A 26,483-nucleotide genomic window follows, 5' to 3' on the forward strand; every position below is an offset into this window, starting at 1 on the left:
GTCACATTAATTTTACTTAAGGTGAGTAATAAAGCCTCATTCAACAGAGGCAAGGCTTATGACTGGCATTTCCGCCGAAAATCTCGCCATGCGCTTCGACCGGTTCACCGCCGTCGATGACGTCAGTTTTTCCGTGAAACCTGGCGAATTCGTCACGCTGCTTGGCCCTTCGGGCTGCGGCAAGACCACGCTTTTGAAGATCATATCGGGATTTTTGACGCCGAGTGCGGGGCGGATCTATCTTGGCGGCGAAGATGTCACCCGCGTGCCGCCGGAACAGCGCGATACCGCGCTCTGCTTCCAGTCCTATGCCCTGTTTCCGCATTTGAGCGTTGCCGAAAATCTCGAATTCGGCCTGAAGCAGAAGAAGATCGCCCAAGGTGAAAGAAAGGCCAGGATCGGCGAGATCGCCGAGAAACTGGGGCTGACGGCTCAGCTTGGCAAACTTCCCAACCAGCTTTCCGGCGGCCAGCAGCAGCGCGTGTCGCTTGGCCGGGCGCTGGTCATGCGTCCAGGCGTCATCCTGTTTGATGAGCCGCTTTCCAATCTCGATGCCAAGCTGCGCGATCAGGTGCGCGTCGAGATCCGCCGGATCCAGCGGGAATCGGCGCTGACGGCCATTTATGTAACCCATGATCAGGCCGAAGCGCTGGCCATGTCCGACCGGATTTTCGTGATGAATGCCGGCCGGGTGGAACAGGCTGACACGCCGGAAGGCCTTTACCGCACGCCCCGCACCCGTTTCGTCGCCGATTTCATCGGCGGTGCCAATATCCTGCAAGGCCAGATCGAGCAGAACGGTGCTGAAAGCGCCGTCATCCACACGCCGATCGGGGCATTGCCAATGTCAGCCGTTCCGGGCGAAGACGCGCGTGCTTATGAGATTTGCTGGCGTCCGGAAGATGCCCGCCTGTTGCCGGAACCCTGTCAGGGCGCGCTTTCGGGCCGCGTCGTCAACCGGGCCTTTCAGGGCCATTTCACCGATCTCATGGTCGAGACGGCCGGTATTTCCTACCGCATCCAGACCCGTGAAACCGGGATCGGCGAAGGCGACATGATCCATTTCGCCCTGGCTGCGGAAGACGTGATCCTGCTGGAGGCCGGGCGATGACGGCGCGCCGTATTCTCACCATCATCGTGCTGCTCCTGCCCGGCCTCGGGCTGATCCTGGCGCTGATCGGCACGGTGATCTATATCGCCATCGCCCAGTCCTTCGGCTATTTCAGTTTCTCCGGCGCCAGCCAGATTTCAGCCGCCTACTGGGGTGATGTCTTTGGCCGCAAGCTGTTTGCCCGCTCGGTCCAGTATTCGCTCTATATCGGCACATTCAGCGCCATTTTGTCGGTCGCACTGGCCTATCCGCTGGCCATCTGGCTGAGAAAACCCTTCCCCGGCTCGATGACCATCGGTGCGATGCTGAAAGCGCCAATGCTGGTGCATGGACTGGTCGCCGCCTTCCTGCTGCTCAACATCATCTCCTATCACGGGCTGCTCAACCAGTTCATGCAATGGGCCGGCCTGTGGAGCGGCCCGCACCGGCTGCAAAATGATCGTCACGGCATTGCCGTCTTGGTACTGGAAGTGTGGAAGAACCTGCCCTTCGCGCTGCTGCTTCTGACCGGCGCGGTTCAGGGCATATCCGATGACGTGCTTGATGCCGCCCGCGATATGGGCGCCGGGGCCTGGTCGCGCTTTCAAAGGGTCATCGCGCCGCTTTCGGTCTCGGCCATGCAGGCGGCCCTGGTGATCATCTTCATCGGCGCGCTTGCCGATTTCTCCTTCCAGACCGTGGTCGGCCCGACCAATGTCCAGTCGCTGGCGCAGCTGATGGTGTTCTTCAAGGGACGCGGCGACTGGCACTCGGCCGCCGTGGTCGGTGTGTCGATGATGGTGCTGGCGCTTGCCGGCTCGACCCTTCTGGCCGCGCTTTCCCGCTTCATCCTCAAGGGGCGGTTCAAATGACCGGCAAGGCGCTCAACACCGTCCTGATCATCCTGCTCACGATCGGCTTTACCCTCTGGCTGGTGATCCCCTTCGGCATGGCCGTCTTGTGGTCGCTGGTCGATCCATCCAGTCCCTGGACCGCTGATACGCTCCTGCCACCGGCCATGTCGCTCGCCCGCTGGAGCGATATGTGGGCGCATTCCGGCCTCAAACAGGCGCTTTTGACCTCCTATTTGCTGGCTCCGACAGCGGCGGTCGCCTGCCTGCTTCTGGCCTTGCCGACAGCGCTGGCGCTTGGCCGGTTCTCCTTTCCCGGCCGCGAGGCCGCCAAGATCCTATGCCTCCTGCCGCTGGTCGTTCCGGGCTTCGTCACCTCGATCTTCTTCACCGCGCTGCTGTTTGCGCTGGGCCTGCAGAATTTCCGCTTCGCGGCAATCGTCTTTGCCCATGCGGTGCTGTTCCTGCCCTATGCGATCCGGATCATGACGGTGAGCTTTGAACAGGTGCGCCAGGACCATATCGATGCCGCGCGTGATCTCGGCGCCAGCCGCTGGGCGCGGTTTTCCGCCGCCTATCTGCCGGCGCTCAAGCCCGGCATCTTCGCCACCCTGCTGATCGTCTTCATCCAGTCGATCGAGGAATTCGCCATCGCCTATATCGTCGGCTCGCCAGAAATCGTGACGATCCCGACCCTGCTCTATGCAGCCCTCGGCCAGGACTTTGTCCGCCCCAATGCCGCCGTGCTGTCCCTCATCCTCGTCGTCCCCAATGTCGTCTTGATGCTGATCCTGGAAAAACTGCTGAAATCAGCCAATCCGACGCTTGCCTCAGGCAAGGGATGATGCGGGGTACCCGCCGCACCACCGAAACGGAGATTATCCGAAATGCTCAAATCCCTTCTTCTCGCCACCGCCGCCCTTGCAATCGGCACCACGGCCGCCCTTGCCGAAGATCTTTCCGCCAAAAGCTGGGACGACATCACCGCCCAGGCCAAACAGGAAGGCGAACTGAACTGGTATGTCTGGTATTTCCAGGACGATTTCCGCAAGGCCGTCGCGCCGTTCGAGGAAAAATACGGCATCAAGGTCAATATTCCGGCCGGTGGTACCGCATCCGGCAATGCCGACAAGCTGCTGGCCGCTAGCAATGCCGACAAGGGCGATATCGACGTTTTCGCCTGGGGCTTCGATGACATGGCGACGCTTGATTATGCCAAGATGTTCCAGAAGCTTTCCATGCTGCCGGAAGATGCCGGCCGCGTTGGCAAGGTCAATGCCGTTGATGGCGACGGCTATGTGCTCGCCTATTGGGGCAACCAGACCGGTATCGCCTATGACCCGGCCAAGGTCGATGCGGCAGAACTGCCGCAGACGCCGGATGATTTCGCCGCCTTCTGGCAGGCCCATCCCGGCCAGTTCGGTTTCAACTATGAAAATGGCGGCTCCGGTCCGTCCTTCTTCAAGAACGTGCTGCGCGTCATCTCCGGCGATGATTTCGCCGATGGCACCGTCACCGATGCAAAGCTTTCGGCGCTGGAGCCCGGCTATGATTTCTTCAACAAATATGCCGATGACTATGTGATCACCACCTCGAATGCCGACAGCATCATCCGTATCTCCGATGGGGAACTGGCCATGGCCCCGGCCTGGGAAGATCATCTTTCCAGCCTGCAGAATTCCGGTGAAGTGCGCAAGGATCTGAAGCTCTACATCCCGTCCATGGGCATGAATGGCGGCGGCAACGGCGTTGCCCTGCCGGTCAATGCGCCGCATCCGGCCGCCGCCGCGCTCTTCATCGCCTGGCTGACATCGCCGGAAACCCAGACCATGTTCAACACCACCTTCGGCACGGCGCCGATGAACGCCAATGCCGATGACAGCCATGCGCTGATCCCCAACAGCCAGCGCCAGTACCGTGTTGCCGATGGTGCCCAGCCCTTCCGCAAGGCGGTTGAAAACGGCTTCGTCGACAACGTCATCCTCGAGCGCTGAGGCAGCCTGCCTCCTCCGGCGGCGACAATCTTGCCGCCGGAGACCGCCCCCGCATCAAGATCCCCGGACAACTACAACAAAAGATTTCGCCATGGCTTCCCGACAGTTTCATCCTGAAAGAACCGAACCACCCGCCGACCTGTGGCTGAACCGCCTCATCGCCGAAGGCAAGACGGCGGCCCTGCCGCCGAGCATCACCGCCGCCGACAAGGGCGGCAAGTTTTCGACCGACGGCACGGTCCTGCCCTATCCCGGCAACACCTTCATCTGCCATGTCGACAAGAGCGCACCGGAATTCGATATTCTCTGCCAGCTGCAGGATGACATCCGCAAACTGCCCGCCGCTGATTATTTCAGCTTCCTGCCGCATGAAAGCCTGCATATGACCGTGTTCTGCGGTGTCTCGGGCAATCCGCTGACCACCGATGGCTGGCCGGAAAACGTCGCGGAAGATGTCTCGCTTACCGACATCACCGACTATTTCTACAAAGCCGCCATGACGCTGAACGGTTTTGAAGGGGTTACCGTGCGCGCCGATCACCTCAAGGCCGGTTATTCGATCCACGCCGAACCGGCCGATCAGGAAAGCTTCGATGCCCTTTGGCAGATGCGCGATGCGCTGCGTGCGGTCACCGGCCTTGCCCGCACCGACCATGACAGCTACCAGTTCCACATCTCCTTCGGCTACCGTATCGCGCGTATGCCAATGCCGAAGGCTGAAGAGCATATCGCCGCCGTGACTGCGCTGTTTGAAGCGGCAGCGCCGAAACTTCAGGCGATCCGTCTCGGCCCGGTCGAATTCTGCACGTTTGAGAATATGCACCATTTCGAACCGATCGCCCGTCTGTTTCCCAAACGCTGAAGATCGGCCAAAACAGCCCCCGGGCAGGTCTTGCCGGCCTGCGGCTGAGGACGTTGCAAGCGATCTTTCTGCAATTGCGCGGGAGATCGCCTCAAATCATGATTTCAGCTGTTGAACCCAGCCGGATCGCCTGGTGCTGCGCCCATGGCGGATGAGAGCATCGCAATCGCGGCGATCCGATCTAGTTTATGCATTTCATCCACTCAGATAATTATACTGCGCAGTCCGGGAATCATCTTTTTCCGACAGAAGCCATGGCGTGTCATGCCACGTCGAAACCGGCAAGCGGAGCCGAAAAATCAGGACCGGCCGGTCGTTATAAACTGCGACCAAGCGTCCTGATGCCGGCCTGCATTCGCAGTCACCTGCCCCCGTTTTTCATGGGATGGACGGATCCTCTTCATGACCGGCATCTCATATCTAAATTTCGGATTATAAATATGTTTTTCGGCCGATTTTCGCTAGCCGAGAGCGATGATGATCGAGGGGGCAACGAAGAGGTTTCTCTGCACGTATCGATATTCCGGCCGACAGGCGATGCCCGAAATTTTTAAAAAAAGCGCTTGACGGCCGATCCAATGAGGATCAATTTCCGATTTAACTTAGCGACCACTAAGTTAAATGTCAGGGAGGCATACCAATGCGCAGAGATCAACAGGCAGAGCGGGCCACCGCATCTGTCGCCGGCGAAGCCATGTCATTTTCCGAGGCTGTGGAAGCCCTAAAGGATGGTGGCGATGCCGAGGCGTTGGCATCGCGCATCTATGCCCAGCTGCAACCGGATGAGAGACTGGCCCTGCTGCATGGCGACACACCCTTCTGGCAGGGGCGCGGTGAAATCATGGAGCACGGCTATAACCACCGGCCCTATGTGATGGGTTCCAATGCGCGTCTCGGTATTCCCGGCATCCGCTTCATTGACGGGCCGCGCGGTGTCGTGGTCGGCAAGGCAACGGCGTTCCCGGTCTCGATGGCGCGTGGCGCATCGTGGAATATTGCGCTTGAAGCGGAAATCGGCCGCGCCATCGGTCTTGAGGTCCGCGCTTCGGGGGGCAATTTCTTTGGCGGTGTCTGCATCAATCTGCCACGTCATCCGGCCTGGGGCCGGATTCAGGAAACCTATTCGGATCAGTCGGTTCTGATCGGCGAAATGGGTGCGGCGCTGGTGCGCGGCACCAAGCCGAACGCTATGCCCTGCATCAAGCATTATGCGCTGAACTCAATGGAAAATGCGCGTTTCGATGTGGATGTGAAATGCGACCCGGAAACCATGCAGGAAGATTATCTTCCCCATTTCAGGCGGGCGATGGAGGCAGGTGCTGCCTCTGTCATGTGCGCCTATAACCGGGTCAACGGCGACTGGGCGAGCGACAGTGAAAACCTGCTGACCGAAATTCTGCGTGATCAATGGGGTTTCGATGGCTTCGTCATCAGCGATTTTGTCTGGGCGATCCGCGATGCGGCAAAATCATTGAAGGCCGGGCTGGATCTTGAAGCCCCCTTTGCCCAGCTTCGCGCCGACCGTCTGCCGGCAGCGCTTGAAAGTGGGGCTGCCGGCTGGGATATGGTCGAGGCTTCTGCCCTGCGCCTGATCGCAACGCAATTGCGCCATTTCGCCGAGCGTGACGCAGACGAGCCGGGTGCAGAGATTATCGCCAGCCCCGCCCACCGTGCGCTGTCGCGCCGGGCGGCCGTCAAATCCATGGTCCTTTTGCGCAACGACATCGTTGAAGGAAAGCCGGTCCTGCCATTTGCGGCCGAAGAACTTTCAAGCATTGCCGTGGTTGGCCGGCTCTCGGATCTGCAAAATACCGGCGACAAGGGATCTTCCAACGTCCACGCCGCCCATGTCGTGACCCCGCTTGAGGGTATCAGGGCAGCATTGCCCGGGGCCAAGATCTATCACGCTGACGGTTCCGATGCCGATCAGGCGGCCGCACTTACCGCAAAGGCATCCGCTGCCGTGGTCGTGGTCGGTTACACCGCAGCGGAAGAAGGCGAATGGGTAAACGGGCGCATTTACGGCCGTGATGACCTGATGAAGCTTTATCCCGCGCCTGAAAGCGATGCCGATCACGCAGTGCTCGACACAATGATGGAACGGCTGGAAGCGGCCGAGGGCAAGCCGGAAATCGGCGGTGACCGCAAGAGGCTCGGCCTTCTGCCCGAAGCCATCGCGCTGATCCGCAAGGTAGCCGCCGCCAATCCCCGCACAGTCGTCATCGTTCAGACAGCAGGTGCCGTGATGATGGCGGACTGGCATGAGGATGCACCCGCCCTGGTGCTTGGCTGGTATGCCGGCATGGAAGGCGGCCACGCCATGGCCGACCTTCTGCTCGGACGGGAGAATTTTGCCGGACGCCTGCCCTATGCGATTGCCAGGAGCGAGGCGGACCTGCCCTTCTTCGACGCTGCGGCGACCACGATCACCTATGACCGCTGGTATGGCCAGCGCCGCATCGCCCATGAAGGCAAGACTGCGCTCTATCCGCTGGGTTTCGGCCTTTCCTACACATCCTTCGCCATCGATAGCCTCAGCGTGACGGCGCGCGATGAGACGAGCGCGACCGTTTCCGTGGAGGTCGAAAATACCGGTGATCGCGCCGGGCAGGCCAATATCCAGATCTATGGCACGCGGCTTGACGGCGAACGGGCGGGTGAGCGCGAACTGATCGGCTTTACCGTCCTTGATCTCGATGCCGGTCAGAAAGCACTGACCACAGTCACCACAACCCTTCAACCGCTTATGCGCTTTGATGCAGCCAAAGGCTGCTTCCATCAGCCGGCGGGGGAAATCCGCATTGAAGCAGCCCGTTTCTGGGGTGACCCGGAGGCTGCCGAAACATCAATCTGATACTGACGAATGGGAGGAAAACCATGTCAGAACCGATCGGGGAGGCCGGAACATCATCGGGATGGACCGGAAAGACCACCAATCTTCAGCAACCGCATTTCCCGAAACGCATCGCCATCGGCCTTGCCATCGGTGCCTTTTGCTGGATCGTTGCCTATCTCGGCGCCGTTGCCGTGCTGCTGCCGGCCCGAGTCGCCGAGATCGATCCCGGCAACAAGGCCACCATCATCGCCCTCAACTCGACCATCGCCATGGTGGTTGCAACGCTTGCCAACCTGCTGATCGGCGCTTTTTCCGATCTCACCCGCAGCAAGCTCGGACGCCGCACGCCGTGGATCTGGATCGGCGCCATCGGCTCGCTCGTCAGCCTGCTCTATCTCGGCCACGTGAAGACGGCGACCGGCCTGATCGTCACATGGGCGATCTACCAGGTCTTTCTGAATGCCATCATCGCGCCGCTGATCGCAACGATTGCCGATCGTATCGCGCCACGGTTCCGCGGCAGTGCCGCCTCGTCCTATGCACTTGGCATCGGCGTCGGCGCCGGCCTCGGCCAGGTGATCGGTGCCCAGTTCCTCGGCGATATCGCACAGGGTTTCCTGATCCTCGGCGTACTGACGGCAATCGCAGCACCGGCCGCGTCCTTCTGCTTCCGCGAGCTTTCAAGCCTGCCGATGCCGAAGAAGAGCTTCAGCCGCGAGATGGTGCTGGATCACTTCGTTTTCGCCCGGCATGACGCCCGCGACTATTATCTGGCGCTGTTCGGCAAGTTCTTCATCATGGTCGCCAAATTCTCGGTGCAGGGCTATATCCTCTACATCCTCACCGACTACATGCTGCTCGACCGTGCCGATGCCGGCCGCTATATCTCGCTGACGGCAACGATCATCATGATTGCGGGCATTGCCATGGCCTTTGTTGCCGGGCCTGTTGCCGACAAGCTCGGCCGCATCAAGCTGCCGGTTGTTGTTGCCTCGCTGCTGATCGCGATTGGCGTCTTCCTGCCCTATCTGTCGCCCACGCCGCATATGATCATTCTCTATTCGGTCTTTGGCGGCCTCGGCCTTGGCATTTTCAATGCCGTCGACCAGGCGCTGAACATTGCCGTCCTGCCCGATCCGGAAACATCGGCCAAGGATCTCGGCATTCTCAACTTCGCCAGCACCGGTGGCCAGATCGCCGGTCCGCTGCTTGCCGCAGCGGCCATCACCAATGTCGGTTATCACGCGCTCTTCATCGTTTCGGCCATCACCGCCGTGATCGGAGCGCTGCTTTTCCTGGCCATCCGCCGGGTTCACTGAAGGACGTATCAAAATGCCGCTTCTCCTGACATCCGTTTTCATCGGCGCGATCCTGCAGCGTGTGTCAGGCATTGGCTTTGCAATGGTCGTGGCGCCGTTCACGATCATTGCAATCGGCCCGGCTCAAGGGGTCGTTCTCGTGCAGATGTGCGGGGTCGCCTCCGCCATCATCGTGCTGACCCAGGTGGTTCGCGACGTGAACTGGAAGATCTATCTCGTGCTCCTGCCCGCCAGTGCCGTCGGCATCATCCTTGGCACGGTGTTCGTCTCCCGCTTTCCGGGCGCCGAGGCAGAAATCATCAGCGCGCTTGTCATGCTGCTGATGCTGGCAGCGTCTGTGACCGCTGGCTATCTCAAGGAATATCCGCGCAATGCCGGCACGCTGACGGCAGCGGGCGGGCTGGCCGGGGCCATGACGGTTCTGGCTGGCGTCGGGGGTGTCGCACTGACCTCGCTGAAAGAGGCAACCCGGTGGGACCAGCGCTCCTTTGTTGCCACGCTGCAACCCTATCTGATCACGCTGTCGACCGGAACCGTGATTGCCCGTCTTGCCGCCGCGCCGGATGCATGGCCAGCGCTTTCGGCCACCGTTTGGGGCGGGATCGTCGCCGTCATGGTGGTCGGCATGCTGTTCGGCGCGCAGCTATCGCGCTGGATGAAGGCGCGCCATGCCGCACAGCTGACGCTGGCCCTGTCGCTGATCGGTGCATTGGCTGCCCTGGCAGATGGTATCAGCAAACTCTAAAGCGTGGAACGGCCAGTTCCGGCGACAAAACAATGAATGCGCGTGCCGAACCTGATCCATCAGGCCAGCACTTTCTGCGTGGCTTCCGTTTCTGGCTGACCCGCTTTACTGTCGTCACGTGATTCACGGAAAAAGAGGCCCGGCGCGGCCTGTCTGGAAAAAATGTCATGGGTGCATTGGGCAAGGGGACCGGTCGGCGGCTGAAAGCGGAGGACCGGCGCAATCAGATTATCGATGAAGCCTCCGTGCTGATTTCCGAACGCGGCTATTGGGGGATCTCGATCCGCGATATCGCGCTGCGCTGCGGGATTACCGACACCGCCATTCTCCATCATTTCGGCAATAAGGAAAACCTTCTGCTGGCCATCATCGAAAAGCGTGACGAGGATGACCGGCTGGCCTTTGCCGCCTATCTCGGCGTCAAACGCGATGCGCTTTATGAGCAGATCCCGAGCTTTGCGGTGGAAACCATTTGCCAGGCGCTTGTGCACCGCAATGCCTCACAGCCGGAAATCGTCCGCCTTTATACGCTGCTCAGTGCCGAGGCGTTGCAGCCGAACCATCCCGTCCACGCCTATTTCGTCGCACGCGAACAGCGCGTCATCGACACTTTTGCCGCCGCGCGCTGCCATTTGAAGATGGATCCGCTGGCCCGTGGCCGCCTGCTTCTGTCACTGATGGATGGCGTGCAGCTGCGCTGGCTGCGCGATCTCGACAATATCGATCTGATCGCCGAGTGGAACGCAGCCGCTGGTATTGTTCTGGGTCATGAGTGAGTGATGGTGCCGCAGGCCGCACCCGCCTATTCCATGATCAGGCTGCGGATGACACTGACCGGCAGGAACATGCGCAGGGGACTGGATGGCAGCGGCTGAAACCCGTAACTTTCATAAAGCGCCTTGCGCTTTGCAACCCGTTCAGCATTGCCGCAATCAAGGACATCAAGCATGACGATCGCCACGCCGATGGCATCGGCGGCAGCGGCAATCCGGCAAAGCGCGTCGACAAGCAGGTCACCGCCATAGCCGCCGCCCCTGAATTTCACATCCCGCCCGATCATCGAAATATAGGCTGCCGGAATATAACCATGCGACGGTCTGCTGCGGGCGAATTTCGCGGGTAGATCGGCATAATGCACGCCATGGGCATTGAGCGCATAGAAGCCGATGACCTGGCCCTCGGCGGTGGACATGACAAACAGCCGGACATTATCGGCACGCGCAAGCTTGTTCGCCGTTTTGCGAAAGTAGTTGTCGACCTGCTCAATACCGCAGGAAAAGCCCGTTCGATCATGCCGGGAGGCATCGAACGGCTCGATGATAACGCCCGCAGGCTTTTCTGCCGCCATTATTTCGAGGTAACGGTTTCACTGTGCCGGCGAAACGCCGCCCGCAAGGCATCCGTCGGCGCCTTCGGCGCGTCAAGTGCTGCAAAAAAAGCCTCGTGATCGGCCGGCGCCAGCGCCGTGCGCTCATGCGCTGCAATCGTTTCCAGCGCGGCCTGATAGGCGGCGTTCATGGTGAAAACGGAATCATCAACACCGGAAAGCGCCGCAGCCTGCTGAATTGCACTCTTGATGCGCGGCTTGGTCCTGAAATTCATCCGGGCTTCGTTGCGCTCGTCAATATTATGTGTCGTATCATGGAAACCACGCATGGCCGCCTCCTGTCATCTGCCTCTATGTATGTCAGATTGACGTACAATTCAAGAGAGAAGGACCGCTTCGACAACGCAGCCTTCACCGCATCCGGCCCCGTTCAGCGCCTGCTCACTCGTCCACAGCCGCCGCTGGCGGCGGTCCATCGGCGGCAATGCAGCTGGATGCTGAAACGCCGCTGAACCGATAGAGCATCGTCAGATCACCACCGAGTTTTGAATTCGACAATGGCCTCAAGGGCCGGAGTTTGAGATCCAGCGGAACATCATCGATGAGGCTCAGATAGGCTTCCAGGAAGGCGATTTCGAATTTCTGCTGGTTCACAAGGCCGCTCGGCAGCGACTGTTGCTTTCCGGCGATCTGGGCGATGCGTTCAGGATCGCTGATCCCGTCCAGAGCAAATTCAACCCCTTTGCGAAGCCTAGCAATATCGTCGGCGCTGGCAAAGTGGCCTGCCTGGCACAGAAGCAATCGCGACACCGTCAGCGGTGCCAGGGCATGCAGCTGGTAATGAAGCGCATATTTGCCGCGCCGCATCTCCACCGGCAGGCTGCCATCCTCCAGCTGTGTATCGAGTATCAAGCTCTGGCTGTCCGACGCCCAGTCGAGAAAATCAGGCTCGTCCAGGAGAAGCCCGGCTTCCGTCACGGCAAATGCGGCCCAGGCCCGCAGGTTTGAAACCCGGGCGCGCGGCGGCGCATCGTCATTCCAATAGCGGATCATGGCCTCGGCATTGGTCTGAAGCCAGGTCTCGATCGTTGATTTTTCAGCCGCCCGGTCGGTGACAAGCGGCCTCACCTGCCTGTAGGCGGCGGCCACGCCTGCGAGCCGGGACGGATAGGTCAGTTCGGCATTTTCCGTGTCCAGCTGGCTAAATGCGCCGGCCGTCGCCCAGTCATAAATTCCGTCGATCACACAGCCGGCATTTTCCGCCGCAATTGCAGGGTTGATCATCGCGGCATTGCTCAGATCGGCAAGCTGACGCACGAAATTATCCGCATCGGCAAGCGCCTTCGTCACCGCTTCATCGGCCTTGGCATCCAGATCGGATCGATCTTCGCTGTCCGCCGCATAGCGGCTTCCGTAATCGAGTATGACCGTCGGCTCTGGAAAGGCCGGGCAGGCCGGGCTGCCGGACATGCCCTGTTCTACGACTGGTTCAACGGCCGGTTCGCGCGACGTTTGCGAGACTGGGGCCGCGACTGGGCCCGAAGCTGGAACGGACTGCCATTGGGCATGGGCAGGCGCGAACGATGCGACACCCAGTGCCATCATCGCCGCGATCTTCAGGAGAAAGGCCGCAAATGCTCTAAAACCCATTGGTCCTTCGTCTCATTGGCGTTTCATCAGCTGAAGGCGCTGGCGCGCCTCCTTATCGCCTGCTTCTGCTGCGGCCTGCAACCACTTTGTCGCTTCGTCTCTGGAAACATCCGTGCCGATGCCAAAGGCATAGGCGTCAGCCAGAAGCGACATGGCCTTGAGGTCATTTGCTTCGGCGGCGCGCTTCAGCCAGGCGGTTGACTGAAACAATTCATAGGGCGTTGCCGCCGGTGTTCTCAGCATCAGCCCCAATTCGCGCATCGCATCCGGGTTCCCGGCATCTGCAGCATTCTGATAGGCACGCTTGAGATCAAAACGGGCAAGAACGGCCGCCTGAACGGATGCTGGCGCCTTTTTCAGCCGGCTGGAAACACTGTAGAGCCGGTCAGCGGAGGCCCCGTTCAAAAGATCGAGATAGATCGTCTGCTCCAGTCCGGCATCATAGAAATCATCGCCCTGCGACAACCAGTCCAGAAGCCGGTAGGCGGCCGGCTGATAGCCCGCATCGTAAGCGCGCTTGTAAAGCGCAAAGGCCTGGGCGCGGGACTGTTCAGATCCAAGCGCCAGCAGGATATCGCCATTATGCAGATCCTGCCAGGGATCGCCCGCACTGAGTTCCACCGCCACCTTGGCAAAGCGCGCGGCCTCGTCGCGATAGCCGCGATCAAGCGCAAAATGGGCGAGACGATCCACGGCGGCATAGGTGCATGGCATCGTACCGATGGCCCTGAGGAAAAGGGCGCGGGCTCTTTCCCTGTCTTTAGTCCGGCTTGCAGCAAACAGAATGGCCGCGGAATCACCGGAATTGGCAAAGGCCTTCAGCACATCTTCAGATGGCGAAAACCCCGCCCCGCCCTGCGCCTTCAATGCTGCATCAAGCCGCCAGAGATCATCGCCGGAAATCTGCGCGCCAAGATTTGTGACCAGCGCTTCCGTCTCGCTCAGGCTGGCTGTATCGGGATTGAGCAGATAGAAATGGGCCAACTGCTGCGCGGCGCGGACATTGCCGCCAGCGGCTTGATTGCGCAGTGCCGCCAACGCTTCGCCATTGCTGTCCCCGGTCAGATCGGCAATCTCCGCACCATCCTCAAATCCGCCCTGCTGCTGCCACGCTGACCGGATCAGCTTTGCATCCTGCGGCCTGAGCCGTATCTGTCTGGCAATCTCGGCCTTGATGGCGTCATCATCACCGGCAAGGGCGGCCGATTGCAGCTGTGCCAGTTCCAGTGGTCCGCCGTCTTTGCCGAATGCGGCCAGCTGGTCCGCATCAGGATCAGCCATGCCGTAACGGCTGCCCTCGGCTCTCCAGAAGCGGGCAAGGTCGATGTCGGGGTCATCCGGCGCAAGGCATAATTGCGCCCGCCACAGCGCATCAAAGGCGGCCTTTTTGCCCTTGTCCATGGCAAGCGGGTAAAGAAGATCCAGCGCCCTGGTGTAAGAGCCCCTGTCTTCCGGCGTGGTGAGATCGAGCCGGGCCAGTTCAAGCGTTCCGTCATCATCGCCAAGATCACGGGCCTTTGAAAACAGCGCGGCGGCCTGTTTGCGCCCGGCAAACGGCCCCTGCTCTTCAAGAACCAGCCGGCCAAGCCTGAGGAAGGCCCAGCCGGGCGCATTCTCAGACTGCGTCAATGCGACAAGCTGGTTTTGCAAGAGCGCGCTGCTTGCGCTGGTCGCCAGCCCCTGGGCTTCCCTGAGCCTGATGGACGCGATTGCGGCATCGACATTTCCCTCAGCGGCAAGGCCGTCATAGATCTTGAGCGCCTTGGCCGGGTCGGCCGGCAGCAGCGCGCCAGCCACATAGGCGTCTGCCAGAGCGAGACGGGCCTGGACCACACCGCTATCGGCAGCCTGCTGAAGATATCTGAGCAGCAGGCTGTTATCCTTTTTGATGGCCGTACTCTCAAGGTGATAGCGGGCGACGCGCCATGCGGCATCGCCATCGCCCATTTCCGCAGCGAACCGGTACCAGACCTCGGCATAGGGATAGTCCTGCTGAACGATTTCGCCCTGTTCATAGGCCCTGGCAATTCGCTTGGCGCGATCACAGATCTGCGGATCCGCCTTGCCCAGTATGGCCCCGAAACCAAGAGGAAAGGCGGCCTTCGGCTCAAGCGCCCAGCCGGGTGTTTCAAGCCCGGCAGCCGAACGCGCGGCAAGGTCCAGCACGGCATTGCCATTGCCGCCATATGCGGCCTGCAGCTTGTATTGTAGCCCTCTCTCCTGATCCGGCGCAACGGCAATGCCTTGCAGATAAAGATCCGCCAGAAGATTTTGAACACCCGGCGAGCCCGCCAGATCGGGCGATTGCAATTGCGTCAGCAAATCGCTCGCTTCTAGATCGGCGATCCGGCCAGCAGCGACATACAGATTGACCATATCCATGAGATAGCTGGCATCGCTGTAGCTGCGATCGATACGCAGTCTCAGATCGGAACCCTGACGAATGGTCTCGAAGAAACCGGCCGCATCGATTGCACGCAAGCGTGCGAGATCGCGGTCCATATCCTCGACACGCACGCCGGATGGCAGCCGCTTGCCATCAAAGGACGACCATTGGCGCTGGATGAGATCATCGGATCGCCATGGTGCACAGACCTTGCCCGGCAGCGTGTCGGGCGGCAGGAAGGTGATGGCAGGCGGTGACGCCTTGGCAGGTTCGGTTTCTTGCGCCAGTGCGACCAGGGGGAAGGCGATCATCCAGAGGATCGTTACGATGGCGGTGTGGCGCTTGGCTTTCAGCATCAAGATCTCCCGACAGTCACTGGGTTTGCGCAACGGGCGGGTTGCACAGATAAAGTGCGGGCGGTGCGTCGGGCCCGCCCGCAACCACGACCGAAAGATCAAGAAGGCCATCAGAGGCCACGGGCCTCAGCGGCACGAAGACATTGCCATTGGCGGCAAGCTGGCCGTCCGCGCTGATGCTGAGATGTCTTTCCGTTCCCCTGCCATCCGTTGTCCTGATATCGACATGGTCAAATGCCGCCTGGCCGGTCCGGATCATCAACACGGATGCGCCGGGATCTGCGACCTTGCGCATGTCCACGCTGAGGCCCGGCGCGCCGGAAGGCTGGTTTGCGGCGGCGAGCGGTCTGCATTCGCGCCCTGCAGCGGCCAGAAGAATGTTCCAGCCGATTGGCCCCGCACCGGATCGCGCGCCGGCAACCGGGGCTTCCCAGATGAGGAAGGGCGGCGGCGCGGTAATGAAAGCATCCGAAGTCACGTAATCGATCATCGCGGCCAGCGCGTCAGCGCCCGCTATCGCGCGGTTCTCAACCCGCAAGGCACTGAATTCTTCGATAAACCCCGCAAAGTGGGAAAATTCCGGCAGGGAATATTGCGTGCCGACCAGCACAGCCGGAGAGGCCGTATCATCGCCATCAGCCGGCATATTGGCCGGTTTGGTTTCGAAAACATGGCCGATCACGGGCGGCAGGTTTTCGCGGCAGAAGGCCTGCAGGTTGTTTCGCATCGCTGAAGGCCGCAGCACCGGCCCATACATCATTGTTTCATAAGCCGTGTGCGCAATGCCGCCATAAGCGGGGCGCGCCATCACCACATTTGCGGCGGCCTTGGCGGCGATGCGCGCGCCGTGGTCGCTCCAATATTCCGCACTGCGATAAAAGGCCGGGTCCGCGGTGCCCGCCGCACGCAACGGCTGCAGCAGATCGACAGCGGCGACACCTGCGGTCTGGAGCCGGGCGACGAACGTCTCATAGAGCTTGTCGGATATATCAGCCTCGAAACCGAGCGCAAATGCTGCATCGGGCAAAAGGTCAGACATGACCTGTCCCTTGGTGGGAACCGGAACATAGACCAGCGTCGTGCCCCTGGCCGCCAGCTGTTTCGACAGTGCGGCGATGCTGGCGACCATCTGCGGATCACCGGTCATCGGCATACGAATATCGTCATCAACCGAAAAGAAAAAGCCATCCTTGCCTTCGATGGTTTTCGGACTGGCAAGTGTTTGAAGACCGGTGCAGCCAAACCCCGTTTCGGGGACGGTCGTTTCAGCCCGGGCGGCGGCATTGCCGGCAACGAACAGCAGGACGGCAAGAGCAAGCTTCCGCATGGTTCGATTTTCCATTCGCGTGTCTCCCCTTAAGGCCTGAGGTCGGAATAGGCGCGCAGAAGATTTTGCGCGGCGGCCCTGGTGCCCGGTTCCTGGCTTCGCGATGCGACCAGAAGATAGTAACGCAGAAGACCAAGCTCGACCGCATCTGGCGTTCCGCTGGAAGCGATGTTGACGGCAAGCTGCAATGCCTCCCCACCATCGAAACGGTTAAGTCGGTTCGATCTGAGCAGGTCTTCCGCCTCATCCGGCTTGGCGCCAAACGGCCTTCCGAGCTGATAAAGTGACACAAGCGCGAGGATCGCGTCCGGCGATCCGGCATGCGCCTGCCTGAGAAGCGCTGTCTCGATATAATCCAGCTGCCCCGGCCCATAGGTCACCGCAGGTGCCCTCAGGATCACCACCAGCGGTTTGATGGCGTAGGCCCGGCCATTCAGGGCCGCGACAGCGTAGTAATAGGCCGCCTCGCCCTTCACCGAAGGTTTTCCCGACGATACGAGCTTTTCGGCAAGCGTAAAGGCGGCAAGGCTGTCGCCATGACCGGCGAGCAGGCGCAGTTCGCCGGACGACACAGATTGATGCGCCCCAAGCCGTTTGCGGATGTCCCGCAGGGTCGGATTGCTGTAGGGATTTGCAACTTCGATGAGATGCGCCGAGGCCGCTTCCGCGCTACGGGGGTGCGCAAATGTGCAACAGGCAAGCGACAGAACCAGCACTATCATCGGCATCGGCATCGGCATCGGCAATGCGTTTCCTTTCACAGACCATCCCCCTGCTGCCGGCAATGGCTGAGATTGACCAGAGAAAAACCGTCAAGCTGCGGGCTATTGGCCGCGCTGATGCTGCCCTCGTCAAGAGCGGAGACCGTGAACGGCCCGCCGGATTTTCGCCCGGCAAGAAAGCGCGGCAATTCCGCTGAAAGCGCGCCGGAAAACAGAATGGGAGACTGATGGGTAAAGTCATTCCCGGTCAATTGCAGCGTGCCGAACCGGTCGGCGCGGATGCCCGATGCGTTGGCAAAGATCCGGTTGGCCGCGATCCGGGTCGGCTGTTGCGAAGGCAGGGCAGCTGAGATCGCAAGCCCATCGCCGCCATTGCCCGCCAGAAGATTACCGGTGATGGCGACGTCAAGACTCTTCGAAACCTGAGCACCGCCGTCGCGGTTGGCGATGCTGGCATTGCCTTTGATATCGACACAGGCGGCACCTTCTACAACAAGCCCGTCGCTGCCATTGGACAGGAAGACATTGTTCTCAAGCGCGCTCAGCATGAAATCGTCGCCAGCCACAAGGCCGGAACGCCCGTTGCGGGCGATCAGATTGCCGCTGAGACGAATATTCGCAGCTTCGATCAGCCGCAGGCCATGGCTTGTGGAGCGGTCAATGACATTGCCGCTGATGACGCCGCTGGAAAGACCGATCGCAAACAGACCGGTCCCGCGCGCATTCTCGATCACATTGCCGCTGATATCGAACCGGGAAAGCCCCCTGAGTTCCAGCGAGATCAGGCCGTCAAAGCGGTTGTCACGGAGATAGGCCTCGCTGCGGACCGGATAGAAGCGGTTCGAGACAAAGCTGACACCGCGCAGCGACGGGCGTTCACCAAAGCCGAGACCTGAAAATCGGGTGCCTGTCGCAAAGGTCCGCCCGCCCTTGACCGTCAGAATGAACGGATGAAATTCCGCCTCCGCATTGTGATCATCAGAGACCGAAATGACCGCCTGATGGACCGTCAGCGTTCCGGTATTGACGAGAAATACACCGTTTTTCGTCGACATTTCGAGCGTTTCGCCCGGCGCGATCGCAAGGGCTGCATCGGCGGTGATCACGATTGGCATCATGGCGTGGAAATGGCCGGCCGGTTGCTCGAAAAGGCCCGTGTAACCAGCCGAGGCAAGCTGTTCTGCAAGCGTGGGAAGCGAAAAGGCCCCGCTTTTCAGCATGATCGCCATGCCCCCGCTTTCAGCGGTGACAGCAACAAGCGCGTCTTTCTCGTCATAGCCGGTCTGGAGCGCAATATCGGATAATATCGGTGCCAGCGGCCCGACTGTTGCCGCCGGAGCACCCGCTGGCTGCGGCTTCCGCTCCTCAGCCTTTGCGGTGATAACCGCCGGAACAGCCGCACTTTCGGGCAAAAGCCCCGCCGCAAGCGCGATCGCGCCTTCAGCGCCACCGGGGGAACCGAGATCCAGATACCGGGCAATTTCGCTGGCTTTGGCCTGCAGCGTTTCGCCAGTCTCCATGTCAAAGGCGAGGACGTGCCGGACCGCAACCGCCTGGCAAAGCAGCACGGCCACAATCATCCAGCCGGATCGAACGCGGCTCAAGATCCTGTCGCCTCCCCATCCTTTTGCAAAGCGCCGTCTCCGGCGGCAGAGACATCCGCCTGGCCGCCAAACAGCTTTGAAACCGCAGCGAGGAACCGCGCATAGGTCCTGTCGATCACCTCGACCGGCAATGTGCTGCCCATGCCGGCTGCGCGCAGAACCCCTTTCGCTGCAGTGAAGCTTGCAGCACTTTCAGCCTGTGAGGACCCTTCGATCGGCATGGCCGACGTGAGGTTCAGCGCGACCTTGCTGCCATCGGGCAGAATTGCAACGGCACGGCCGCCAAACATCAACTTTTTGGTCAGATCAGAAGGCATGGTTGCCTTGAGCACCGGCTCGTCTCCACCTTTTTCGACATAGGCGATGACCTCACCCGGCAGAACCGTCGCGCCGGTTTCACCATAGGGGGTGACGAAGACCGAGCAGTCGCAGGGATTGGTGAAGTTCAGCGCTTCACCGCGCACGGATTGCAGCGAGAAAACGACGTCACCCTGTGCCGCCTGATCATTGACATAGACAATCTGCCCTGCTTCCGGCGCCCTGAGTGGCAGACCGACCGGTTCGATGGTTGCCAGCGATGGCACCTCGTGAACGAAAACGCGCTTTTGCAGCGTGTAACCGACCAGTGCGACAAGGCCGAGCGTGGCCAGAGAGACAAGGAAAACGCCCGATGCGCGGCGCATGAGCATGGCGGCATTGCGCGACGGCGCCGCCTTTGCCGCGTTCGGTGAACCGTTTTTCTCACTCCGGACCCGGAGCAATTCATCGATCACCACCAGATCACCGGCCAGATAGGAATTCATGAGATAGCGCAGATGCGGAAGATGCGGCCCGGTAGGATTGAGAAAGGTGATCCTGTAGGAGCCCGGCCGGTCGAATTCACGGGCGATCAGGACATCGGCGGGCAGATTGAAACTATAGCCCTGAAACAGGAAGGTGAAGGTGGCGATCATGTTGCGGTCCACCGCGTCCGGCGGCAGGTGCCCGCTGACAATAGCGTTGACGAGCGACAGCCCGACGCCCTTGAGCTCATGGCCGTTCACTGTCACCGTAAACGGCATCCAGATCGGCGGATGCTCCGTCTCGTATTTATTGCTGACCCGCGCCGGGGCGATCTCGGATGCTGTTTCCTGTATTGCAGTATTGTCGAGCATTTGATCGTTCCTCTCGGCCCTAGACGAATTTAACGAGCCAGAACACGCCCATGACCATCCAGCCAACGGCAAGCGCGTTCAAAAACATGGATAGGGTCTCTCCCGCCCAGATGGACTTTGCGCCAGCTTTGGACGCGCCGGCTGACTGCTGCCGGGTCCATTTCTGACGGTCCAGGCGGAAGAGAACGTAAATCTTCACCGATGCGCCGACGATCTGCCCGAAATAGAGCAGCAGCGGATAGGTGACCGGGAACGGCCCGCGCCGGTAGAAAGAGAGAAGGAGGCAGTAGACGTAGCGCGTCGCCATGATCCAGGCGATGTAAAAGCTCAGGAATAGCGGATTGATGAGCAATGCCGCTATCAGCATGCCCGTTGGGCCGGCGACCGTTGTCCACATCGAAATGCGCTGATCCAGGATCGAAAACCAGGTGAACCAGCCAATCCGCCAGGGCGGCAGTTTCAAAGCGCGGCCATTCGTACGCATCGTATTGCCGAACCAGCGGCGCATAAGGGTAATGGCGGAATCGAAAAACGTGTCGCGCGGCTGTGTTTCAATCGAGATCGGCGCCACATCCGGCAGATAGGTCATTTTATAACCGTTCTTCAAAAGCCAGAACCAGGTGGACTTGTCATCGCCGGTGAGAAAGGCGAGCCGTCCGAAACGCCAGTGGTCGATACTGTCATGCTCAACCATTTCGATGAAGGAGGGATCGGTCGCCAGATTGGCGCGGAAAGCCGAAAGCCGCCCGGTCAGCGTCAGCACACGGCCACCAAGCGCCAGCGATGACATCATGACCTGGCGCTGCGTGAAGCGAAGGTCGAACCAATGGCGAAACCAGATACTGCCGGTTGCTTCAGAGCGTTCGTCGGTCGTCAGCGCACCGATCCGCGCATCCGTGAAGAAGGGCGCGCATTTGCCGACGACATCAACCGGCACGCAGGTATCGCCATCAACCAGAAAAACCATGTCGTGACGCGTCGGCGCCTGCCGCCGGATCGTGCGCAATCCCGCCGCCAGGGCATCGCGCTTGCCCGTGCCATGGGCATGTTCGAAGATCAGCTGAACGCGGGTCCTGTCGATATGGGCGGCGGAAAAAATCGCCTTGATCAGCCGGATATCGCTCGGATCGACAATCACGGCGACAATCGTCGCACCGCCCTCGGACCGGGATGCGGCCGCGAAAATGGCCCTGTAGGCGCGCAGGCTAACCTCAGGATCGATCTTGTAGGAGGTAATGAGAAAGAAGGCGTGCGCCCGGTGTTTGCTCCTGTCATAGAGGCGTTCCGAAATCCGGCGCAGCCTGGGAAAATCAACCCGCAGATAAAGGGCGGATCGGATGAGGATTGTCATCATCCATGTGTAGCGCCAGATGCCGATCGCTCCGATCGCCAGAACCAGACCGGAAGGCGCATCATGGGCCTGACGCGAAACCGCGATCGTCAACAACAGACATATGAGCAGATATAAAACGTGAAACAACGATACTTCCCTATTCACGACATTAGCGTTGTAAAATAATGACAGCGCTAACAGCCCCCACCAAAAATAACGCCGGGAAAATGTCGATCTCGCTTACGGCTCACTGGAACTAAACAATGGCAGTTATAAAGTCATTGCCCATCAATTGAAAGGCCCAAAGGAAGATCCGCTATAATTGTAATCCTGTCATGCTTAAGAAATGCCGGACGGCCAGCACAGGCACGGCAGCACGGATCGTGCCTGTGCTGGCAATCGGAGTATCGGGGCCGGAGTATCGGGGCCGGATTATCGCTGCCAGAGCCCGGGAGCCAGAGTACGGCCCCGGAGAACGGGGCAGCGTCACGCAGCATCACCCCGCTCCCGATCATAGCATCCTTCAATCCTTCGGAAGGCGGCGGCGCTCAAGGCGGCTTATCGTCACGAAGAACAGCGGCACGAAGAAGATGCCGAGAATGGTCGCTGCCAGCATGCCGCCGACAACGCCGATGCCAATGGCGTTCTGCGCCGCAGATCCGGCGCCCGTGGCCATGGCCAGCGGCAGCACGCCGAGGATGAAGGCAAGCGAGGTCATGACGATCGGCCGCAGCCGCATACGCGCGGCCTGCGTCACCGCCTCCACGATGCCGAGCCCCTGCTGAGCCAGGTCGCGGGCAAACTCGACGATCAGAATAGCATTTTTCGCCGTCAGCCCCATTGTCATCAGCAGACCCACCTTGAAGTAGACGTCATTTTCCTGACCGAAGCCTTTCGCAAAGAGAAGTGCGCCGAAAATACCGACCGGCACGGCAAGAATGACGGCGAAGGGGATGGACCAGCTTTCATAAAGCGCTGCAAGGCACAGGAAAACGACCACCAGCGACACGGCGTAAAGCAGCACTTCCTGTGATCCGGCCAGCCGCTCCTGATAGGACAGGCCGGACCAGGAAGCCGTGTAACCGCCATCAAGCGCGCTGACGAGCCGTTCGGCCTCATCCATGGCATCGCCCGAACTGCTGCCGGAAACTGCCGACCCGTTGATCGCAATGGCTGCCGTGCCATTGAAGCGGGCAAGCGAAGGCGAGCCCTGAACCCATTCGGTTGCGGTAAAGGCGGAGAAGGGCACCATTTCACCGTCACTGTTTTTGGCCCACCACAGATTGATATCGTCCGGCTGCATACGATAGGCGGCATCGCCCTGCACATAGACGGGTTTGATCTCGCCATTATAGACGAAATCGTTGACGTCAGAGCCCGAAAACACCGTCGTCACCAGACTGTCAATGTCGGACAGGTCAACGCCAAGCGCTGTTGCCTTGTCCTCATCGACATTGATTTTGAGCTGTGATTCCAGCGTGCGCGTATTACCGCGGATATTTTCGATGACAGAATTGCCGCTGGCATTGTCTGCCAGCCTGTTGCCGGCGGCACGCAGCGCATCGCGTCCCTGATTGCCGCTGTCTTCCAGATACATCGAGAATCCGTTGGTCTGACCGAGCCCCTGAATTGCCGGCGGCGCCACGACAAAGACATTGGCATCGCGGATGCCGGCAAACGCTGCCGAGGCGCGCTGCATGACGGAAGATGCAGACAGGCTGGCGTCCTTGCGCTGATCGAAATCCTTCAGCCGGACAAAAGCCTGCGCCTGATTTTCACCCGAGCCGCCAAAGCCGAAGCCGAGCGACATGAACACGCTTTCGACAGCGTCGCTTTCGTCATTCAGGAAATAGTCTTCGACGGTCTTGATCACTGCCTCGGTGCGGGCGGCATTGGCACCGTCCGGCAATGTGATCTGCGTCATCAACACGCCCTGGTCTTCTTCCGGGAAAAACGAGGTCGGCAGCGTCCGGTAAAGCCCGAAAGCGGCCACCAGCAGCACGGCAAAGACCAAGAGCATGCGCAGCGGGCGCAGCACGAGCGCCGAAACCGTATCGGCATAGCGCCCTGTCAGCCGGGTGAAACCGCGGTCAAACCAGCCCAGCCAGCGCGCGAAAAAGCCATCATGAGCGGGCCGCAACAGCAGAACACACAGAGCCGGTGTCAGAATGATCGCGACAAGCACCGAAAGCAGCATGGCGCTGGCGATCGTCACCGAGAACTGGCGATAGATCACGCCGACGGAACCGGAGAAAAACGCCATCGGGATGAAGACGGCGGTCAGTACCAGGGCGATGCCGATCAGCGCACCGGTGATCTCGGCCATGGATTTTTCCGTGGCCTCACGCACCGGAAGCTTCTCATCACGCATGATGCGCTCGACATTTTCCACCACGACTATGGCATCATCGACCAGAAGGCCGATCGCCAGTACCATGGCGAACATGGTGAGCATGTTGATCGAATAGCCGAGCATGGAGAGCACACCAAATGTGCCCATCAACACCACGGGAACAGCAATCATCGGGATCAGTGTTGCCCTGAAATTCTGCAGGAAGAGCAGCAGAACCAGGAAGACGAGAATGATCGCCTCGATCAGCGTATGCACCACCTTCTCGATCGAAAGTTCTACGAAAGGTGTGGTCTCATAGGAATAGGCGATCTCGACCCCATCCGGCAGGGAGCCGGCGAGGCTATCGAGTTCGGCATGGACAAGACCCGCCGTGGTAATTGCATTGGCGCCTGAGGCGAGCTGTACACCGAAACCTGCGGACGGCATGCCGTTATAGGTCGAGCTCTGACCATAGCTTTCCAGCCCCACCTCCACGCGCGCCACATCGGCAAGCCGGACAATGGAACCATCGGATTCCGTTTTCAAAATGATGCGCTCGAACTGATCGGCGGACGTCATCTGCGTGCGGACGATCAGGCTTGCTTTCAGCTGCTGCCCCTTGACCACAGGTGTCGCACCGATAGAACCGGCGGCGACCTGAATGTTCTGGGCGCTGATCGCCGATGTCACATCGCCCGGTACCAGCTGGTATTTCTGCAGCGCCGTGGGATCCAGCCAGATCCGCATGGCATAGCCGGAACCGAAAGATTGCACCGAGCCGACGCCATCCAGCCGCTCGATCCGGTCCTCGATCTGGCTCGACATGATATCGGCCAGCTGATCGGAGGTATAACGGCCGTCACGCGAGATAATGTTGCCAATCATCAAAATGCCGGAGGGTGAACGATTGACGGAAACCCCGGCATCAATCACCGCATCCGGCAACTGGCTTTCGACCCCTGACACCTTGTTTTGAACCTGAACCTGCGCCAGATCCGGATCAACACCGTTTTCAAAGGTGAGCGTGATCGAAGCCGAACCGGTGCTGGAGGTTGATTCCATATAGAGAAGGCCGTCGAGCCCCGTCATGGCGCTTTCGATCTTCTTGGTGACCGAATTTTCGACAGCATCGGCGGTGGCGCCGGAATAGGTGGCGCTGACGCGCACTGTTACAGGTGCGATATCCGGATATTGCGAGATCGACAGTGAATAGATGGCGATAACGCCCGCCAGCATGGTGGCGATGGCCAGCACGATGGCGAAGACGGGGCGCGCGATGAAGAAGCTTGCAAGAGCATTGCGGCGGGACAACGGGTTCACTTATCATTCTCCCCGGACGGTCCGGCAGCGTCGCTGCCGCCATCCTGTTCGACGACGCCGTCATCATTGATCGTTACCGCGACAGGCGCGACCTCGGCGCCTGCGGAGAATTTCTGGAAACCGTCGACAATCAGCCTGTCGCCGTTTTCAACGCCATCGACCACGATCCAGCTATTGCCCTCGGTGCCATTGGTCGTAATGATGCGCTGCTCTGCCTTGCCATCATCGGAGACGACATAGACCGTCGCATTACCGCTGCCGTCACGGGTCACCGCGCGCTGGGGCACAAGAAACGCACCGGGGATCAGTCCCATATCGACATTTGCCGTGACAAACATGCCCGGGATCAGGACATTGTCGGGGTTCACGAATTTTGCCCGCATGGTGAAGGTGCCGGTCGTCTTGGAGACAACCATGTCGGCAAAGGAGATCTCGCCTTTCTTCTCATAGGTCTTGCCGTCATCAAGCGTCAGCGTAATCGGTAGGGGCCCCTCCGGCCGCTGTTCCAGCTTGCCTGCCTCGACCCGGTCGCGGATCCTGAGGAAATTGGTGCTGCTGTCGACCAGATCGACATAGACGGTGTCAATCTTGCGGATCGTTGCCATCGCATCGGTCTGTTCACTTGTAATCAAGGCGCCGACGCTGACTTCCGAAGCCCCGATCGAACCGCCAAGCGGTGCCAGGATTGTTGTATTGTCGAGGTCAATCTGGGCGGTATCCAGATCTGCCTGGGCGGCGGCTTCCGAGGCCTGGGCCTGCAAAAGATCGGCACGGGCATCATCAAGCGTCTGGGTGCTGACCGCTTCTGTTTTCGACAGCTTTTCATTGCGGTCATAGGTGGACTGGGCGCTTGCCGTCGCCGCCTGCGCCTTCTTCAGAGCGGCCTCGGCCGAGGCATAGGCGGCCTTGAACTTGCGGTCATCGATCTGGTAAAGCGCATCGCCCTCGGCAACCGTCCCGCCCTCGGTGAACAGGATCTGGCGGACGATGCCATCCACTTGCGGACGCACCTCAGCCTCGGCCGAGGCAACAACACGGCCGTGAAGGCTGACTGTCAGGGGGACGGACGTCGACTGGAGCGAGACATAGCCAACCTCTGTGCCGTTGCCTGAAGGCGCTGCAGCCTGCTCTTCCTTCTGGTTACATGCCGTCAGAAATACGAGGCATGCGATCAGTGTCAAACCAAATCCCGTTTTCATGAGATCGAGAAGCTCCTTGGTTTCGGCAGGTTTCGCCCATAGGCTCTGGCCGGGTATCGTTGCTATGCTATATTTA

At 60.0% G+C, this 26,483-nt stretch carries 20 protein-coding genes; 9 read left to right on the forward strand and 11 right to left on the reverse strand.

Annotated elements, in window-relative coordinates:
• Window positions 1-58 precede the first annotated feature (58 nt).
• From FJU08_RS19660 to FJU08_RS19700, 9 genes are all read left to right on the forward strand, one after another.
• Window positions 59-1,111: an ABC transporter ATP-binding protein gene (locus FJU08_RS19660; RefSeq protein WP_141150756.1), complete on the forward strand. Its 1,053-nt coding sequence runs from the start codon at window positions 59-61 to the stop codon at window positions 1,109-1,111.
• Window positions 1,108-1,962, forward strand: coding sequence for an ABC transporter permease (locus FJU08_RS19665; protein WP_141150757.1), 855 nt, complete (start codon window positions 1,108-1,110; stop codon window positions 1,960-1,962). The genes FJU08_RS19660 and FJU08_RS19665 overlap by 4 nt, the downstream gene beginning before the upstream one ends.
• On the forward strand, window positions 1,959-2,786 hold the full coding sequence (locus FJU08_RS19670) for an ABC transporter permease (RefSeq protein WP_141150758.1): 828 nt from the start codon (window positions 1,959-1,961) through the stop codon (window positions 2,784-2,786). Before FJU08_RS19665 ends, FJU08_RS19670 begins: the two co-directional genes overlap by 4 nt.
• Before the next feature lie 42 nt (window positions 2,787-2,828).
• On the forward strand, window positions 2,829-3,935 hold the full coding sequence (locus tag FJU08_RS19675; protein ID WP_141150759.1) for an extracellular solute-binding protein: 1,107 nt from the start codon (window positions 2,829-2,831) through the stop codon (window positions 3,933-3,935).
• 91 nt (window positions 3,936-4,026) lie between these two features.
• The gene (locus tag FJU08_RS19680) at window positions 4,027-4,797 is read left to right on the forward strand and encodes a DUF1868 domain-containing protein (protein ID WP_181409942.1); all 771 of its coding nucleotides are present in this window, start codon (window positions 4,027-4,029) and stop codon (window positions 4,795-4,797) included.
• Between the two features lie 640 nt (window positions 4,798-5,437).
• Window positions 5,438-7,651 carry a glycoside hydrolase family 3 protein gene (locus tag FJU08_RS19685; RefSeq protein ID WP_210245279.1) on the forward strand — a complete coding sequence of 738 codons (2,214 nt, stop codon included), beginning with the start codon at window positions 5,438-5,440 and terminating at the stop codon, window positions 7,649-7,651.
• Between the two features lie 23 nt (window positions 7,652-7,674).
• Complete coding sequence (locus FJU08_RS19690; protein ID WP_141150761.1) at window positions 7,675-8,952, forward strand: MFS transporter; 1,278 nt, start codon at window positions 7,675-7,677, stop codon at window positions 8,950-8,952.
• A 13-nt stretch (window positions 8,953-8,965) separates the two neighbouring features.
• Window positions 8,966-9,697, forward strand: a complete 732-nt coding sequence (locus tag FJU08_RS19695) for a sulfite exporter TauE/SafE family protein (RefSeq protein WP_141150762.1) — start codon at window positions 8,966-8,968, stop codon at window positions 9,695-9,697.
• 167 nt (window positions 9,698-9,864) lie between these two features.
• On the forward strand, window positions 9,865-10,473 hold the full coding sequence (locus tag FJU08_RS19700) for a TetR/AcrR family transcriptional regulator (RefSeq protein WP_141150763.1): 609 nt from the start codon (window positions 9,865-9,867) through the stop codon (window positions 10,471-10,473).
• Window positions 10,474-10,499: 26 nt separating this feature from the next.
• On the opposite strand, the gene FJU08_RS19705 is transcribed toward FJU08_RS19700, so the two are convergent.
• The 11 genes from FJU08_RS19705 to FJU08_RS19755 form a co-directional block, all read right to left on the reverse strand.
• A complete protein-coding gene (locus FJU08_RS19705) occupies window positions 10,500-11,045 on the reverse strand; it encodes a GNAT family N-acetyltransferase (protein ID WP_141150764.1) in 546 nt (181 codons plus the stop codon).
• Complete coding sequence (locus FJU08_RS19710) at window positions 11,045-11,353, reverse strand: type II toxin-antitoxin system TacA family antitoxin (RefSeq protein ID WP_141150765.1); 309 nt, start codon at window positions 11,351-11,353, stop codon at window positions 11,045-11,047. The genes FJU08_RS19705 and FJU08_RS19710 overlap by 1 nt, the downstream gene beginning before the upstream one ends.
• Before the next feature lie 112 nt (window positions 11,354-11,465).
• On the reverse strand, window positions 11,466-12,674 hold the full coding sequence (locus FJU08_RS19715) for an alginate lyase family protein (RefSeq protein ID WP_141150766.1): 1,209 nt from the start codon (window positions 12,672-12,674) through the stop codon (window positions 11,466-11,468).
• 12 nt (window positions 12,675-12,686) lie between these two features.
• On the reverse strand, window positions 12,687-15,416 hold the full coding sequence (locus FJU08_RS19720; RefSeq protein ID WP_181409943.1) for a tetratricopeptide repeat protein: 2,730 nt from the start codon (window positions 15,414-15,416) through the stop codon (window positions 12,687-12,689).
• A gap of 16 nt (window positions 15,417-15,432) precedes the next feature.
• Complete coding sequence (locus tag FJU08_RS19725; protein ID WP_141150768.1) at window positions 15,433-16,758, reverse strand: alginate O-acetyltransferase AlgX-related protein; 1,326 nt, start codon at window positions 16,756-16,758, stop codon at window positions 15,433-15,435.
• 14 nt (window positions 16,759-16,772) lie between these two features.
• On the reverse strand, window positions 16,773-17,483 hold the full coding sequence (locus tag FJU08_RS19730; protein ID WP_141150769.1) for a hypothetical protein: 711 nt from the start codon (window positions 17,481-17,483) through the stop codon (window positions 16,773-16,775).
• A gap of 17 nt (window positions 17,484-17,500) precedes the next feature.
• Window positions 17,501-19,069, reverse strand: a complete 1,569-nt coding sequence (locus FJU08_RS19735; protein WP_141150770.1) for a right-handed parallel beta-helix repeat-containing protein — start codon at window positions 19,067-19,069, stop codon at window positions 17,501-17,503.
• Window positions 19,066-20,223 (reverse strand): hypothetical protein, encoded by a 1,158-nt coding sequence (locus FJU08_RS19740; protein ID WP_141150771.1) that lies wholly within the window; start codon window positions 20,221-20,223, stop codon window positions 19,066-19,068. Before FJU08_RS19740 ends, FJU08_RS19735 begins: the two co-directional genes overlap by 4 nt.
• A gap of 19 nt (window positions 20,224-20,242) precedes the next feature.
• Window positions 20,243-21,703: a glycosyltransferase gene (locus tag FJU08_RS19745; protein ID WP_181409944.1), complete on the reverse strand. Its 1,461-nt coding sequence runs from the start codon at window positions 21,701-21,703 to the stop codon at window positions 20,243-20,245.
• A gap of 376 nt (window positions 21,704-22,079) precedes the next feature.
• Window positions 22,080-25,208 (reverse strand): efflux RND transporter permease subunit, encoded by a 3,129-nt coding sequence (locus FJU08_RS19750; protein ID WP_328592425.1) that lies wholly within the window; start codon window positions 25,206-25,208, stop codon window positions 22,080-22,082.
• Window positions 25,205-26,407: an efflux RND transporter periplasmic adaptor subunit gene (locus tag FJU08_RS19755; protein WP_141150772.1), complete on the reverse strand. Its 1,203-nt coding sequence runs from the start codon at window positions 26,405-26,407 to the stop codon at window positions 25,205-25,207. Before FJU08_RS19755 ends, FJU08_RS19750 begins: the two co-directional genes overlap by 4 nt.
• Between the last annotated feature and the right edge of the window lie 76 nt (window positions 26,408-26,483).

It is taken from the genome of Martelella alba (assembly GCF_006516955.1).
GTDB classification, from domain to species: domain Bacteria; phylum Pseudomonadota; class Alphaproteobacteria; order Rhizobiales; family Rhizobiaceae; genus Martelella; species Martelella alba.

What these genes read in the sequence shown, in the direction of transcription:
- FJU08_RS19660 (WP_141150756.1), top strand. Translation starts at nt 59, where the DNA reads ATGACTGGCATTTCCGCCGAAAATCTCGCCATGCGCTTCGACCGGTTC.
- FJU08_RS19665 (WP_141150757.1), top strand. Translation starts at nt 1,108, where the DNA reads ATGACGGCGCGCCGTATTCTCACCATCATCGTGCTGCTCCTGCCCGGC.
- FJU08_RS19670 (WP_141150758.1), top strand. Translation starts at nt 1,959, where the DNA reads ATGACCGGCAAGGCGCTCAACACCGTCCTGATCATCCTGCTCACGATC.
- FJU08_RS19675 (WP_141150759.1), top strand. Translation starts at nt 2,829, where the DNA reads ATGCTCAAATCCCTTCTTCTCGCCACCGCCGCCCTTGCAATCGGCACC.
- FJU08_RS19680 (WP_181409942.1), top strand. Translation starts at nt 4,027, where the DNA reads ATGGCTTCCCGACAGTTTCATCCTGAAAGAACCGAACCACCCGCCGAC.
- FJU08_RS19685 (WP_210245279.1), top strand. Translation starts at nt 5,438, where the DNA reads ATGCGCAGAGATCAACAGGCAGAGCGGGCCACCGCATCTGTCGCCGGC.
- FJU08_RS19690 (WP_141150761.1), top strand. Translation starts at nt 7,675, where the DNA reads ATGTCAGAACCGATCGGGGAGGCCGGAACATCATCGGGATGGACCGGA.
- FJU08_RS19695 (WP_141150762.1), top strand. Translation starts at nt 8,966, where the DNA reads ATGCCGCTTCTCCTGACATCCGTTTTCATCGGCGCGATCCTGCAGCGT.
- FJU08_RS19700 (WP_141150763.1), top strand. Translation starts at nt 9,865, where the DNA reads ATGGGTGCATTGGGCAAGGGGACCGGTCGGCGGCTGAAAGCGGAGGAC.
- FJU08_RS19705 (WP_141150764.1), bottom strand. Translation starts at nt 11,045, where the DNA reads ATGGCGGCAGAAAAGCCTGCGGGCGTTATCATCGAGCCGTTCGATGCC.
- FJU08_RS19710 (WP_141150765.1), bottom strand. Translation starts at nt 11,353, where the DNA reads ATGCGTGGTTTCCATGATACGACACATAATATTGACGAGCGCAACGAA.
- FJU08_RS19715 (WP_141150766.1), bottom strand. Translation starts at nt 12,674, where the DNA reads ATGGGTTTTAGAGCATTTGCGGCCTTTCTCCTGAAGATCGCGGCGATG.
- FJU08_RS19720 (WP_181409943.1), bottom strand. Translation starts at nt 15,416, where the DNA reads ATGCTGAAAGCCAAGCGCCACACCGCCATCGTAACGATCCTCTGGATG.
- FJU08_RS19725 (WP_141150768.1), bottom strand. Translation starts at nt 16,758, where the DNA reads ATGGAAAATCGAACCATGCGGAAGCTTGCTCTTGCCGTCCTGCTGTTC.
- FJU08_RS19730 (WP_141150769.1), bottom strand. Translation starts at nt 17,483, where the DNA reads ATGCCGATGCCGATGCCGATGATAGTGCTGGTTCTGTCGCTTGCCTGT.
- FJU08_RS19740 (WP_141150771.1), bottom strand. Translation starts at nt 20,223, where the DNA reads ATGCTCGACAATACTGCAATACAGGAAACAGCATCCGAGATCGCCCCG.
- FJU08_RS19755 (WP_141150772.1), bottom strand. Translation starts at nt 26,407, where the DNA reads ATGAAAACGGGATTTGGTTTGACACTGATCGCATGCCTCGTATTTCTG.